Source organism: Adhaeribacter aerolatus (assembly GCF_007991635.1).
GTDB lineage: Bacteria > Bacteroidota > Bacteroidia > Cytophagales > Hymenobacteraceae > Adhaeribacter > Adhaeribacter aerolatus.
The window spans coordinates 148,836-162,817 of the sequence record NZ_BJYS01000013.1; the positions used below are offsets into that span (position 1 = coordinate 148,836).

At 44.7% G+C, this 13,982-nt stretch carries 11 protein-coding genes; 6 read left to right on the top strand and 5 right to left on the bottom strand.

Going from position 1 to position 13,982, the window contains the following annotated elements; genetic code table 11:
- The first annotated feature begins 66 nt into the window (after positions 1 to 66).
- Positions 67 to 1,383 (top strand): family 1 glycosylhydrolase, encoded by a 1,317-nt coding sequence (locus tag AAE02nite_RS09995; protein ID WP_246150923.1) that lies wholly within the window; start codon positions 67 to 69, stop codon positions 1,381 to 1,383.
- Positions 1,384 to 1,394: 11 nt separating this feature from the next.
- Positions 1,395 to 2,132 (top strand): SDR family NAD(P)-dependent oxidoreductase, encoded by a 738-nt coding sequence (locus AAE02nite_RS10000; RefSeq protein ID WP_146897581.1) that lies wholly within the window; start codon positions 1,395 to 1,397, stop codon positions 2,130 to 2,132.
- Between the two features lie 169 nt (positions 2,133 to 2,301).
- Here the strand turns inward: AAE02nite_RS10000 and gldJ are convergent, their stop codons facing one another.
- Positions 2,302 to 3,555, bottom strand: a complete 1,254-nt coding sequence (gldJ, locus tag AAE02nite_RS10005) for a gliding motility lipoprotein GldJ (RefSeq protein WP_146897582.1) — start codon at positions 3,553 to 3,555, stop codon at positions 2,302 to 2,304.
- A 71-nt stretch (positions 3,556 to 3,626) separates the two neighbouring features.
- Positions 3,627 to 4,643 (bottom strand): PorP/SprF family type IX secretion system membrane protein, encoded by a 1,017-nt coding sequence (locus AAE02nite_RS10010; RefSeq protein WP_146897583.1) that lies wholly within the window; start codon positions 4,641 to 4,643, stop codon positions 3,627 to 3,629.
- Between the two features lie 178 nt (positions 4,644 to 4,821).
- Between AAE02nite_RS10010 and AAE02nite_RS10015 the strand changes: the two genes are divergently transcribed.
- Both AAE02nite_RS10015 and AAE02nite_RS10020 read left to right on the top strand, forming a co-directional pair.
- The gene (locus AAE02nite_RS10015) at positions 4,822 to 7,848 is read left to right on the top strand and encodes an AsmA family protein (RefSeq protein WP_146897584.1); all 3,027 of its coding nucleotides are present in this window, start codon (positions 4,822 to 4,824) and stop codon (positions 7,846 to 7,848) included.
- Between the two features lie 561 nt (positions 7,849 to 8,409).
- Positions 8,410 to 9,207 carry a DUF4382 domain-containing protein gene (locus AAE02nite_RS10020; protein WP_146897585.1) on the top strand — a complete coding sequence of 266 codons (798 nt, stop codon included), beginning with the start codon at positions 8,410 to 8,412 and terminating at the stop codon, positions 9,205 to 9,207.
- Between the two features lie 316 nt (positions 9,208 to 9,523).
- Here the strand turns inward: AAE02nite_RS10020 and AAE02nite_RS10025 are convergent, their stop codons facing one another.
- Both AAE02nite_RS10025 and AAE02nite_RS10030 read right to left on the bottom strand, forming a co-directional pair.
- Positions 9,524 to 9,988 (bottom strand): DinB family protein, encoded by a 465-nt coding sequence (locus AAE02nite_RS10025; protein ID WP_146897586.1) that lies wholly within the window; start codon positions 9,986 to 9,988, stop codon positions 9,524 to 9,526.
- Between the two features lie 114 nt (positions 9,989 to 10,102).
- Positions 10,103 to 10,621 (bottom strand): GreA/GreB family elongation factor, encoded by a 519-nt coding sequence (locus AAE02nite_RS10030; protein WP_146897587.1) that lies wholly within the window; start codon positions 10,619 to 10,621, stop codon positions 10,103 to 10,105.
- Between the two features lie 222 nt (positions 10,622 to 10,843).
- Here AAE02nite_RS10030 and AAE02nite_RS10035 point away from each other — a divergent pair, with 222 nt between their 5' ends.
- Together AAE02nite_RS10035 and AAE02nite_RS10040 are read left to right on the top strand one after the other, a co-directional pair.
- Positions 10,844 to 11,707, top strand: a complete 864-nt coding sequence (locus tag AAE02nite_RS10035; RefSeq protein ID WP_146897588.1) for an MBL fold metallo-hydrolase — start codon at positions 10,844 to 10,846, stop codon at positions 11,705 to 11,707.
- A 346-nt stretch (positions 11,708 to 12,053) separates the two neighbouring features.
- Complete coding sequence (locus AAE02nite_RS10040) at positions 12,054 to 13,049, top strand: pseudouridine synthase (RefSeq protein ID WP_146897589.1); 996 nt, start codon at positions 12,054 to 12,056, stop codon at positions 13,047 to 13,049.
- 67 nt (positions 13,050 to 13,116) lie between these two features.
- Here AAE02nite_RS10040 and AAE02nite_RS10045 read toward each other — a convergent pair whose 3' ends face one another.
- A complete protein-coding gene (locus tag AAE02nite_RS10045) occupies positions 13,117 to 13,566 on the bottom strand; it encodes a hypothetical protein (RefSeq protein ID WP_146897590.1) in 450 nt (149 codons plus the stop codon).
- Positions 13,567 to 13,982 lie beyond the last annotated feature (416 nt).

Here is a 13,982-nt window from a genome sequence, read left to right on the forward strand (position 1 = left end):
TTTTATTACCAGGTGCCGGAACTCTTTTAAACGTTCCTATAATTTCCTTATTTGTCTGAACCCACTATGATGACCAACCAAATAACTCCCGGATTTATGTTTGCTACCGGCATTGAGAACAGTGCGCCGACCATACAAAATGGAAAATACCGGATGGATGAGTTAGAGAAGTGTGGTCACTATACGCATTGGCGAAAAGATTTCGATTTGGTGCAGGAGTTAGGTATAACCTTTCTGCGTTATGGCCCGCCTATCCACCAAACTTTTTTGGGGCATAACTACTACGACTGGTCTTTTGCCGATGAAACCTTTACCGAATTATACCACCGCGACCTGGTGCCGATTGTGGATTTGTGTCATTTTGGGGTGCCCGACTGGATAGAAAATTTTCAGAATCCGGATTTCCCAAACTTATTCGCAAGCTATGCCCGAGCATTTGCGGCTCGTTTCCCGTGGGTGCAGCTTTATACGCCGGTAAACGAAATGTATATTTGTGCCCTTTTTTCGGCCAAGTACGGTTGGTGGAATGAACAACTCACTACTGACCAGTCTTACGTAACGGCCCTCAAGCATATTGTAAAAGCCAATGTACTGGCCATGCGGGCCATTCTGGAAGTGCGGCCCGATGCTATTTTTATACAAAGCGAATCTTCGGAATATTTTCATGCCGAAAATCCCCGCGCTATAGGTCCGGCCGAGATTATGAATGTTAAACGGTTTCTCTCCTTAGATTTGAATTATGGGCGGCGGGTAGATTCGGAGATGTACGAATATTTGATGGATAACGGTATGACCAGGGAAGAATACCATTTCTTTTTGCATAATAAACTAAAGCGCCACTGTATTATGGGCAATGATTATTACGTAACAAACGAACACCGGGTAGCGGCGGATGGCCGTACCTGGGCTGCCGGCGAAATATTCGGTTATCATGTTATCACGTCGCAATATTACAACCGCTACCAGCTACCGATTATGCACACCGAAACCAATCTGAACCAGGGGCCTAATGGCGATGAAGCTGTAAACTGGTTAAAAAAACAATGGGCGAATGTGCTTCGTGTCCGCAACGACGGTATGCCTATTCTGGGATTTACCTGGTATTCTTTAATAGACCAGGTAGATTGGGATTCGGCCTTACGAGAAAACAACGGTAACGTCAATCCGCTGGGTTTATACGATTTAGACCGCAACATCCGGCCGGTAGGTACTGCGTATCAGCAGTTAATCCGGGATTGGCGCGAAGTGCTGCCCACACAAAGTATTTGCTTACGGGTACCGGTGGTATTGCCCAAAGAATACGATGAAGAAGTGGGCCTGAAAAATATCCGGCAGGCAAAAGCCCGTAAAGATGCTTCTACCAATGCACCGGCTAATTCTTAAATTGTAAGCGCATGAGATTTAAAGACCAGGTAGTTATTGTTACCGGCGGGGCCAGCGGCATAGGCCTGGCTACCGCCAAAAGATTTGCTTCGGAAGGGGCGCGGCTGGTTTTAGCCGATTTTAACCAGCAAAATTTAAAGACTGCCGAACCGGAAGTAAAAGCCGCCGGGGCCCCGGCCGTGTGGGCCAGCCTCTGTGATGTAGGCGCAGAAGAGCAGGTTAAAGCCTCTGTCTTAGGAGCTATCGAGCAATTTGATAGGCTGGATGTAGTTGTAAATAATGCTGGTTTAATGCTCTTTAAACCTATTGAAGACCAGACCGGCGAGGATTGGCTCCGGATACTAACGGTAGATTTGCTGGGCGCTTTTTACTTTACCAAATATGCTTTTCGGCACATGGAAGCTGGCGGCCGGATTGTGAATGTTTCCAGTATCCACGCCATTGAAACCACCCCTATGGTGGCCCCCTATGCCGCTGCCAAAGCTGCTTTATTATCTTTTACCCGGTCGTCGGCCATAGAAGGCAAACCCAAAGGCATCCGGGTTAATGCTATATTACCGGGTGCCATCGATACCCCTATGCTCTGGGAAAACCCAAATGTAAAAGCCGGTATCGAAAAAATAGACCGGACCAACGTAGGAAAACCGGAAGATGTAGCCGCCACGATTGCTTACCTGGCCTCCGATGATGCCGCCTTTGTGCAGGGGGCTATGCTCCAGGTAGATGGTGGCCGCTCGGATAGACTATAGTTTTAAGCAGAATAGCTACTATCCAGAACCTTGAAATTAGCTGCTGAACTTTACTAAATTTTTAATAGCAGATACAGCCGTATAGCTATTGAAGTTTTTGGATAAGTTCTAAAACAAAAAAGCCTGAACCAATATGGTTCAGGCTTCTCCTTATATAATACTTAAGTTATTATCTGTTCGAGCCAGTGTTAATCATGGCGCAACGGAACCCAATAGTAGAAGTAGCAGAATCTTGTTTCATGAAACGACGGGTACCTGGCGATAACCAGTAAGCTACATCTTTCCAGGAACCGCCTTTGTAAACGCGCACTTCGTCGGTAATTAAAGATTGGAAACCACCTTCAGCACCAGACGCATAATCTTTGGCCGGGTCGGTGGTACCACCTGCCCGACGAACCGGGTTCAGGTCTTCTACATCCTGGAAGGAAAGCGGACGGTAAACATCTTGTACCCACTCGTTTACGTTACCCGCCATGTTATATAAACCAAAGTCGTTTGGCGGATAAGAGTAAACATATTCGGTAATCATCGCACCATCATTTAAACTACCGGCAATACCGGCGTAGTCGCCTCGGCCCCGCTTAAAGTTGGCCAGGAACTGACCTTGCTTTTTGCCATAAGGGTTGCGTAATTGGTGACCATCCCAAGGATAAATCCGGCGGTTGGCCTGGTTTTCATCTTCATCTAATTGCGTACCAATCATCGCCTGGGCAGCGTATTCCCATTCGGCTTCGGTTGGGAGACGGTAATTAGGTAAAAGCATACCAGATTCGATAGAAGTTCCACTACCAGCTTCGGCAGGTGCTTCGGCACCGGCAGCCTGTTTTCTTTTACCAAAAATACCAAATTTACGTTTGCCGCCGGAAGTGCCACCGGAAGCTAATTTTTCGTTAACCTTGGCCGAACGCCACAAGCAGTAATCGTTGGCTTGTTCCCAGCTAACCCCTACCACCGGGTAAAAACGGAAGCCTGGGTAACGCAGGTAATAAAGTTTATAAGGGTCGTTAAAAGAAAGCTCCCTTTCCCAAACCGTAGTGTCGGGTAAAGCTGAGCGATAAAATTCTTCAGCCGAATCTCTTTTTACGAACATTAAATATTCCAACCAGTGAATGTTGGATACCTCTGTTTCGTCCATAAAGAAAGAGGCAATAGTTACCGTTCGCTCTATGTTGTCACGGGTCATGGCTACGTCTTCTTCGCTGGAACCTAAGGTAGTACGACCGCCTTCAATAAATATAAGACCCGGACCTTCCGGCATATCGGCATAATCCGCTACCTGGAAACCTTCCTCCTCGTTGTATTCGATACCGGTTTTGGTACTTGCCCGGCCAGGATCGGTACTGGTGGGATTGCCACGTTTGTTACAGGATGCCATTAGCATAATGCCTGCAGCAGCATAGGTTACGTACTTTAAAAAATTCATAAATATTTATTCATTACCTGTTTGGACAAAATTAATAATATTATCAATATAATTCGCAATTATATCAAAAATTAGACACCCGGCAAAGGTATTCTTTTATAATTTTTTCCGGATACCCGCTTTTTAAATATTTTGTTATAATCTACCTTTTCAAAAGATAATGATATTTCGTGTGCTCCTCCGTTCCGGGTTCCGAACGGCGACAACGGAACATCATAACTGTAACCAATCCGCCACGAGGCTAAGGCTATACCTGCCAGAAAACTTACCGACTGATCATACGCATAATTGCTCAACAAGGGTAAGCCCCTGTATAATAGACCAAACGTAAAAGGCGTATAAGTAGTATACAATGCAATATCACTTTTTTTAAAGGGTCCCTGCTGGGTATATGTAACGCTGGGTGTAACGCTCCACTCGTACGGTTTGTTCAAATAATAGTACGTTTTTAGCGTAAATTTATAGCCCGTATTTAAAATAACTTTTCCAGGTAAGTAAGCCGATGCATCGTTAAAACCAATTACGGGTCGGTTCAGGTGGTGGCCGGCTAAGCTAACCCAAAAATTATTATTGTAAAGCACGCCACCCGTGGCCACGCTAATATACCGCACCGGGTCGTAAAAGTTTAGTTCCTGCGAATTCGGGTTAACCGTTCCGTCGTCATTGAGCTGGTCGCCAAAAGTAAGGCGGGTATAATCGAGACGCTGCGAGCCGTAACTGAGTTGCATGCCCAAACTAAAGGCCAGCTTTTCGCTTAAAATAGATTGGTAAGCGTATTGGCCGCCTACCTGAAATTTGGCTAACCCGCCCTCACCGGCCTTATCGTTAGAAACTATCAGCCCCAGGGAGGATTGCTGGTTTTTAAGACGGTAATAGCCGGCAAACTGGTTGGTAACAAAAGCACCCTGCAACTTAGGCCACTGGTTGCGGTAAGTAAAAGCGGCGCTGTAATCGGCATGCAGCCCGGCATAAGCGGGGTTCAGGTGCAGGCGATTGGCATATTGTTGGGTAAAATGCAGATCCTGGGCCAGGCCGGAAAAGGGCAGCCAGCTAAACAGGCATAATATTTGGATATATTTTAACTGCATATTATTTCCCAAAAGTAAGCTTTCGCAGGTAAAGCCAAAATAATTTGGGCTTGCCTTTCCAAACGTCTTTATGCCCGGTTCGGTATAATCCTGCGTATTAAATTTGGGGGAGTACGTAATCAGGCAATAAAATTAGCCTAAATTCGCTATTTAAATATAGTACTTAATTAATAGTGCCATGAAAAAATTAATAATTGGTATCGCTGTATTTTTAGTGGTACTTATTGCCGCAGCCGCTTTGCTGCCTTATCTGTTTCAGGATAAAGTAAAGCAGGTGCTGGATAAACAAATAGAAAAAAATATAGCCGCGAAGGTTATTTATAAAACCGAAGATGTAGACCTGAGTTTGTTCCGCAACTTTCCTAATCTGTCTTTAACCGTAAATAATTTAACCGTAATTGGTCAGGATTCTTTTCAGCGTGACACGTTAGCGGCTCTGCCTGCTTTCAGCATGGGCCTGGATTTAATGAGCGTTATATCCGGCGATGAACTTAGGGTGAAATCTATTAACCTGGAAAATCCGCGCATTAAGCTGGTAGTGCTCAAAAGCGGTAAAGCCAACTGGGATATTTTTAAAACCGATACGACCCAGGCACCCACCGATACTACGGCCAGCGAATTTAAAATGGCTATTAAAGGCTGGGAAATTAAAAACGGCACGCTGGTTTACGAAGATTTAAGCTTGCCTATGGGCCTGGTGGCGCATCACGTAAACCATACCGGCAGCGGCGATTTTGAGCAGAATATTTTTGACCTGAAATCTCAGACTACCGCCGATGGCTTTACCATGACCTACGGCGGTGTTAATTATTTAGAAAACACGCTGCTGGATGCCGATGTAACCCTGGCGATGGATTTAAACAAGGCCCTCTATACATTCAAAGAAAATAAAATCCGGATCAATGAGTTTCCGTTTGGCTTTGATGGAACGATTGCTATGCCGACGGAAAATATTGATCTGGACCTGACCTTTAAAGCGGCCGAAACCGACTTTAAAAATATTCTTTCCATTGTGCCGGGGATGTTTACCGAGAAGTTTAAGGAGGTACAAACAGAAGGTAGAATGGCTTTTAATGGCTACCTGAAAGGACGTTCTAATGAAGTTTCGACACCGGGCTTTGGCATTGATTTAAAAGTAACCGATGGCCGTTTTAAATACCCGGATCTGCCGCAGGCCGCTACCAATATTAACGTAGATATGCAGGTAGATAATTCTAGCGGTATTGTAAACAACACCAAAATACTTATAAACAAATTTCACCTGGATTTAGGCAAAAACCCGGTAGATGCCCGCATTGCCATAAACGGCCTGGAGCCGATGCAGGTAGACGGCAATGTAAAAGCTAATATCAACCTGACCGAGATGACCAAGGTTTTCCCGGTGGAAGGCATGACCTTGCGTGGTTTGCTAAACATGGATGGCACCGCGAAAGGTACTTACAGCAAAACCCAAATGCCCGTTATGAGCGCCCGCCTGCACTTAGCCAACGGCTATGTGAAGTCAAAAGATTTTCCGGCGCCCATCCAGAATCTGAACTTCTCCTCTACCGTGAGCAACACCACCGGCAACACCAACGATACCCGCATTGTGGTAGATCGGTTTAACATGCTGCTGGACGGCGAGCCGCTGCAGGGTCGGGTAACTATCCAGGATATTGACAAACCGGCATTTGATGCACAAATAAAAGGTGTTTTGGATTTGACCAAGATTACCAAAATATTCCCCCTCGACGATATGACCGTAACCGGCCGTATTAACGCCAATGTAGCCGCGAAAGGTAAAATGACCGACGTGGAAGCCGGCCGCTACGACAACCTGACCGCCAGCGGCAACATGCAGGTAAACAACCTTACTTACGTGAGCAAAGATTTGCCTCAAGGCATGAAAGTAAACCAGGCCCAGGTGCAGTTTAACAACGAAAAAATCAACGTGCAGCAACTGAACGGCACGGTAGGAAAAAGCGATGTGCAGGTAAACGGTACCATCTCTAATTATATGGGTTACCTGTTTTCAGAAAACCAGCCCATGCGCGGCACGCTAAACCTGAGCTCTAACCATTTTGATGTGAACGAATGGATGGTGGACGAATATTCTGGTAAGCCAACCAGCTCTCCGACCGAAGGTGTGGTAGAAGTGCCGGCCGATGTTGACTTTGTGCTGAATACCTCGGTAAAAGAAGTAATCTACAGCAACCTGAAACTGAATAATACCCGTGGTACCGTTATTATTAAAGATCGGATTGCCCGCCTGGAGCGGGTTGCATTTAATACATTGGGGGGTAGTTTCGTAACCTCCGGCTCTTATAATACCCAGAATCTGCAGCGCCCGCTATTTACCATGGGGCTGGATATTAATAACCTCGATTTCAAATCGGCTTACAATGCTTTTAATACGGTTAAAGCGCTGGCACCCATTGCGCGCTTACTCGATGGACAGTTTTCTACGGACTTTAACTTTTCGGGAGAGCTGGGGAAAGATATGATGCCGGTGTTCAGCACGCTAACCGGTAAAGGCGTAGTAGAGGTTATTAAGGCTGTCGTAACCAACGTAAAAGTGCTGGAAAGAATTAGCGAAGTAACTAATCTTGATGAAGTCCGGAATTTAATAATCGAAAACAAAGATTTCGGCGCCGAAATAGTGGGCGGTAACCTGGTGGTAAAACCGTTTGATGTTCAAGTACGCGATATAAAGATGACGATAGGCGGCACGAATAATATTAACGGTGATATTGCTTATGTTACCGCTCTGGATGTACCCACCGGCAAATTAGGTAATGCCCTCAATGCTAAACTTACTTCGCTCACCGGCCTGAAAGACATAAAAGGCACCGAACGGGTTACTTTAAATTTAAATATTGGCGGTACCCTAATGGCTCCCAAAGTAGCTTTATCGGGCGGTAGCGCGAAAGCGCAGGCCAAAGATTTGGTGCAGGATGTGGTACAGGCCAAACTCGGCGATGCCAAAGCAGATTTGAAAGCCAAGAAGCAGGTGGTAGAGGATAGTCTCCGCGCCGAACTGGATCGCAAACGCACCGAAACCGAAGCCAAGGTGCAGGCCGAAATAGAAAAGAAACGCCTGGAAGCAGAAGCACGCCTAAAAAAACAAGCTTCTGAAAAACTTAACTCTTTGTTTAACCGCAACAAGTCTAAACCAGCCACCACCCCCACCGAAACCCAACCCCAACCCGACTCGGTGAAACAATAGAAGATTAAACTATTTATAATAAAGCCTCCGCTCTTTAACGGGGGCTTTTTTTTATCTATAAGTTGGTTGATCCAAATTGCTGGTGCTTTATAAAGGTTTATTTGTGGAGCTGCTTGGCCGCCGTTTCAGGGTGTTTTCACCCGAAACTAATTATCAGATACTTGCAATCAGATAATTTATTCTTTGTAGGACATATTTGTAAGGTAGTGTTAGTCTTGTTTACGCCGCCTTTATTCTGCCTGTCGGTTAACTTATATATTTTTGGCAATATATTTGTTAATGTATATATAAATGGAATAATGCAATAGAGTAACAGCTATGATATTAGATTATATTAATAAAGTAGTATAACTATATAAAAGAGAGAAGGCGAATTTTTAAATATAAACAATTTGCTATATATATTTGAAAGCCCGTTACCGTCAATCGTAAGTAAAATTTTTGCCTGCTGATTTCGCTTCTGTTACGCAAATTAAATCGGAGAAGGAAAGTAGGAGTAATTGCCTGAACTTAATATTTAAATCACAAGATATATTTTACAACTTAACTTAATACAATTAAATGAAGATTAAACATTTGCTTCCATTTGCTTTTCTGGCCTTACTAGGGTTTTCTTCCTGCGATAAAAGCAGCGAAAATGGTTCGGCTAAATTAAAAATAAGCTTAACAGATGCACCCGGCGATTATGCGGCAGTTAATGTGGATGTTATTGGCGTGGAAATTAACCGGCAAACTACTGATGCGGAAGCTAGCTGGGAAGCACTTACCTTATTGAAGCCTGGCGTTATAAACCTGCTTAGTCTTTCTAACGGGCGTCAGCTTCTGCTGGCCAGCGCCGATTTACCCGCCGGTTCTATTTCCCAGATCCGCCTTAAATTAGGCAACAACAATACGCTGGTGCTAAAAGATGGCCGTACTATAGCCCTGAATACACCAAGCGGACAAACTTCTGGGTTGAAATTACAGATAAACCAGGACCTGAAAGCCGATGTTACTTATGAAATTCTTTTGGACTTTGATGCGGCCAAATCAGTGGTGCCCCGCGGGAACACCGGTCAGTATAATTTAAAACCGGTAATCCGGACCAATACTTTAGCTATTAAAGGCGGTATAAGGGGTAAAGTAACACCGGCCGAGGCAAAGCCGGGAATTCTGGTATTAACTGCCGCTAACGATACCATTGCGGGCGGCTTTACCGATGCGGCTACCGGCGATTTTATTATTAAAGGCATTAGTGCTGGTACGTATAATGTAGAGTTTACCGCTACTGCTCCCTACAAATTAAAGGAAACCAAAACCGTAACAGTAACCAATGATAATATTACCGAGATAGGCCCGGTAGATTTAAATAACAGATAATACCTATTACTTCAATTCTGTGCTGAAAGAGATGAAGCAAAGGGCGGTACATGGCGCGGGCGTCCTCGCCCCTGTCCTCTTCTTCCGGCCTCTGGCCGCTATAGAAAAATATTTAGGTAACATTTGATAAAGCGCACCAGTAATTTAATATTGGTATAATTTTAAACCAAAAACAGAAAGGAGTTTCGCGAGAAGCTCCTTTTTGTTTTAATATAGTTAATAGCCCAATAGCTCTGTTAATGAGCAGATCTGTAATTTCTGATAAACACAGAAAAATGGGATAACAGGCCCGCAGTATTAATCCCAATACAATTTCTTATTTACTCCGGACGTAAGTAATGTAATCGGTGTTTATGGGTTCCAGGTTGTGCTGGCGGAGGTCGCGGGCAACCTGCGCCCGGTGGTACGTGCCGTGGTTAAACACTTGCAATAAAATGTCCTGCACAGACGTAGAAAAATCTTCGCCTTTGGTGTTGGTGTAAATAACTTCTACTTCTAGTTCCGGTTGGTTAAGCGTTGCGTATTCCTGCAATTGTTCCGAGGTGGTTTCGTGGAGTTCCCGGCATTGGCTTAATGTGTGCACTTCGAAGAGCGGTAATAAAATTGGAATATTTTCGAGGCGACTCAGCCAGATAACCTGCGCATTTACAAGGTGGCTGAACAACTGCAGCGCAGTAGCTGGAATGTCAACAGGAATATTTTCTAAATGCTGCAGCAGCTGATTATTGGCCCAGTAATTATAAGCAGCTAATTTTTCTAAAGCAGAGAGTTCATTTTTCATAGGAAGCGAACCTTAGATTACCCCGGCAAATATAAACGGAGGAATAGAATATCTAAATTTAATTCCGTCTGAATTAAGTATTCAGACTAGCCGCCTAAATTTCGGTGTTGCCGGTTAAGATTCGTAGGTAATATTTACTACTTCGGCTATTTCTTCAACGCGGCCCAGCCGCAAAGTTACCTTTTGGCCCAGCCGGGCTCCCAAAACTGCCCGGGCAATAGGGGCTACAAAAGCTACTTTTCCATCTGCTATGGAGGCTTCATCTACGCCCACAATGGTAAAGCGCCGCTCCTGGTTTTTACTGCCGCTGCGGGTGCGTAGGGTAACCGTTGCGCCAAAACGTACTTCGTTAGGAGGTTGGCTGCGGGGATCTACTACTTTGGCACTGGCTAAGCGGCTGGTGAGCGCACTAAGCTGGCCGTTCAGGATGGTGAGTTGCCGGGTGCGGTTAGCCTCGTCTTCCCGGTTGGCTTCGGTGCGGGTGCGCACCGTTTCTAAATCCGTTAGTTCGGCGCGGAGTTGTGCCAATCCCTGTGGGGTAACGTAATTGGGAGTACCCGGCGGCAAAGCTGCCCGGGGCGGAATTATCGGGGGTTCTCCCGCATCATCTTCTTTTACAAAAGCGCGGCTCATTTGGTTTTATAACGGGTGCGTTTAAATGAAGTTACCCAGAGGCGCCGGGTTTGGTAAAGCCAGCAAATATTGATAGCCAACATTTAATCCGGTTAATTATCAAGGTGATGCCAATAATATCTATAAAACAGGAACCGGGCTACGTTAGCGATCTGTTAAACGATATACTGTTTTGCAACCGGTTGAATAATTGGTTAAAAACCGGTTTCTTTGTATTTACTTATGCCACTATTTATCACCTCATTAAATTCCGGGAGTAATGGTAATTGCTACTACATTGGCAACGAGCAGGAAGCTATTCTGGTAGATGCCGGTATATCGTGCCGCGAAACTGAGAAGCGCATGAAGCGGCTGGGGTTGTGCATGAGCAAAGTTAAAGCTATTTTTATTTCGCACGAGCATTCCGACCACATTAGGGGTTTATCGGTGTTATCTACAAAATACCAGCTACCGGTTTATATTACCCCCCAAACGTTGCACTACGGTCGCCTGGACCTGCAGCAAAATTTGGTAATGCCGTTTATGGCGGACCAGCCGGTACAAATCGGTACGCTTACGGTCACGGCTTTTCCAAAATTTCATGATGCCGCCGACCCGCATAGCTTTGTAGTTACCTGCCACGATACCAAAGTGGGCATATTTACGGACATTGGTACCCCCTGCGATAACCTGATTAACCATTTCAGCGATTGCCACGCGGCTTTTCTGGAAGCCAATTACGACGATGAGATGCTGGATAACGGTTATTACCCGTATCACCTGAAGCGGCGCATCCGCAGCGACAAAGGCCACTTATCTAACGCCCAGGCTCTGAATTTATTTACGGCCTACAAGCCGGCCCACATGAGCCACTTGTTGTTGGCGCACCTTTCTAAAAATAATAATTGCCCTAACCTGGTAAGCGATTTATTTACCACCCATGCGGCTGGCACTGAAGTAATAGTGGCTTCGCGGTATGCAGAAACGCCGGTTTATACCATCGCCGGTAGCGCTATCATACCGAAAGTAGTTCCGCCCAAAGTTGATCGTAAAAAGGTAGCGCGGGGTAAAGCCAATATCGGCATTCAGCAGGAAATAATCTGGTAAGCTTTATTCTTAACAAGAACCACCCTGGTTAATAAGGCTGATAATATAAACGTAATCTGATGCCTGGCCTATAATTAGCTAATAACCGGTTTTCGGGTACGAAAGCATACTTCTTATCCTGCCGGAAAATAATAGTTGTTTTCATCCGGTACTGGTTATTTGTTTCAGGTTTGTCGGTTAAACCAGATTGGTATGCGTACCTTTGGCGACTGAATTAAGAAGAGTTAATTTTAACCTTATTACCGAACCTGAGTAGTTCACTTTTTGTCTTAACCCACGTTTAAAAATAGTAGCTCCGGTAAAATATTAGTTCCGGCTAAGTTTCGGATTCTTGCGCCTAACACCTATGGAACCAAAAAGATTAAATAAATATATCAGTGATGCGGGTTTTTGTTCCCGCCGCGAAGCCGACCGTTTGATAGAAGAAGGCCGCGTTACAATTAATGGTAAAATGCCGGATGCGGGTGCCAAAGTTGGTCCCAAAGACAAGGTGCGGGTAGACGACGAATTGCTGCACGTGCGGGAAGAGGAAATTGTTTTTTTATTGTTTAATAAGCCGGCCGGCATTGCTACTACTACTGATGTTTCGGTACGGAATAACATAATCAGTGCGTTGAATTATCCGGCAACGCTGCTACCCATTGGCCACTTAGAGCGCGAAGCCGAAGGCCTGATGTTTTTAAGCAATGATACCGAACTAGCCCGCAAAATGACCAAAGCCGATACCCGCTTCGAGAAAGAATACGTGGTAACGGTAGATAAACCGATTACCGGTGAGTTTCTGACGCGCCTCAGTGAAGGTAGTGCGCCCGTGCCGGGTGTTATCCGGAAAAAAGCTTTTGTGGCCAAAGAAGTGGCTAACCGTTTCAGAATGGTGCTGGAACCGGGCATGAACCACCACCTGAAGCGCATGTGCGAAGCTTTAGGTTATAAGGTAACCCATTTGCAACGGGTACGGATTGCCAGCTTTACCCCAGCTAAATTACAAACCGGGCTTTGGCGCATCCTTACCGAAGCCGAAGTAGAAACTTTAAAGAAAATATTATCTGGTAAATCCGGCAAGAGCAGTGCGGCAACTAAACGGGAGGAAGATTATTTAGAGGAAGACTTTCCGGCCCGAAGCCGTGCACCAAAAGCGCCCGGCAGTGTTAACCGGCCGGCCCGTGCGGCTGCAACCAACAGCAAGCGCAGTCCGGGGGCAGGTACCCGCGGAAGAACTAAAAGTGCGGCACCTGGCCGTAAACCAGAAGGGAGAAATACTACCTCCCCTGCCAGAAAAACAACTGCGGTGGCTGGTGGCCGGCGGGGTCGGCCGGCTAAGGGTGACTCTAAACACCGCTAAAGAACAAAAAAAATCCTTACCGGCGGCAACCGGTAAGGATGAAAGAAAACAGGGAAATTTTTGTGCGTTATTTAATTGTTTTAAAAAACTGCACATTCATATCAGGTGTAATTTCTACTAAGAAATTTTTTGATTCGTTTTTAAGGTTTACGTAATAAACCTCTTCGTTACCGCTGTATTTAATAATTTCGCCCATTTGGTAATTAGGGTAGCTCTTTACCAGGTTCTTAATAGCAACCGGCGATAATTCTGTAATTTGAATAACCTGAGTAGTACCAACTAATTCGTTCTGGTTGTTATAGAACGCAGTTAAGGTTTTTCCTTCTTTGGTAAAGGTAGCTTTCTGAAATCTGGCGGAAGAAGCCCAAGTTACATTTTCAGCTCCGTTGAACTGATAGTTAAAATTTGATTTGGTATAGCCAGATACTTTTTCTTCTCCGTTATCGGTACCGTTGCCGGCAAATGCACCAAATGACACAACTAGCATTAAAAGCGCAGATAATATGGTGTTTTTCATAATCGTAATATTTAATTTGTAACAAATCTACAAGCTTATTACGAATTACTCAAAATATTAAGGAGTTAATTAGTGGTATTTTAAAATAAATAGATATTATCTAAAATATAGGTAATATTTATATTTAAATTGGCGAATACTAAAACAGAGGAACGGTAAAGTAACAAATGCCTAAAAAAGCTTCTTTTACTAAAAAACTTTAAGCTAGTGGAAGTAAAATTTCAATATTTCTAAATGGACCGGTTTTTTCTATCTTTTATTGTTAAAAGCCTAAATAGAATGGATTCTCTGCGCGCGTTAATTGTAATGAATAGTAAGAAATAATTTCTGGGAGCGGGCAGATCTTATTTTCAGCCGAATGGTTGTGTTGACAAAAAGTAGAAGCGGTTTACTACTTAGAATACCAAAGCAAAATT

Excerpts from the sequence above, each read along its gene's own strand:
- AAE02nite_RS09995 (WP_246150923.1), top strand. The coding sequence starts at position 67 with ATGATGACCAACCAAATAACTCCCGGATTTATGTTTGCTACCGGCATT.
- AAE02nite_RS10000 (WP_146897581.1), top strand. The coding sequence starts at position 1,395 with ATGAGATTTAAAGACCAGGTAGTTATTGTTACCGGCGGGGCCAGCGGC.
- gldJ (WP_146897582.1), bottom strand. The coding sequence starts at position 3,555 with ATGAATTTTTTAAAGTACGTAACCTATGCTGCTGCAGGCATTATGCTA.
- AAE02nite_RS10010 (WP_146897583.1), bottom strand. The coding sequence starts at position 4,643 with ATGCAGTTAAAATATATCCAAATATTATGCCTGTTTAGCTGGCTGCCC.
- AAE02nite_RS10015 (WP_146897584.1), top strand. The coding sequence starts at position 4,822 with ATGAAAAAATTAATAATTGGTATCGCTGTATTTTTAGTGGTACTTATT.
- AAE02nite_RS10020 (WP_146897585.1), top strand. The coding sequence starts at position 8,410 with ATGAAGATTAAACATTTGCTTCCATTTGCTTTTCTGGCCTTACTAGGG.
- AAE02nite_RS10025 (WP_146897586.1), bottom strand. The coding sequence starts at position 9,988 with ATGAAAAATGAACTCTCTGCTTTAGAAAAATTAGCTGCTTATAATTAC.
- AAE02nite_RS10030 (WP_146897587.1), bottom strand. The coding sequence starts at position 10,621 with ATGAGCCGCGCTTTTGTAAAAGAAGATGATGCGGGAGAACCCCCGATA.
- AAE02nite_RS10035 (WP_146897588.1), top strand. The coding sequence starts at position 10,844 with ATGCCACTATTTATCACCTCATTAAATTCCGGGAGTAATGGTAATTGC.
- AAE02nite_RS10040 (WP_146897589.1), top strand. The coding sequence starts at position 12,054 with ATGGAACCAAAAAGATTAAATAAATATATCAGTGATGCGGGTTTTTGT.
- AAE02nite_RS10045 (WP_146897590.1), bottom strand. The coding sequence starts at position 13,566 with ATGAAAAACACCATATTATCTGCGCTTTTAATGCTAGTTGTGTCATTT.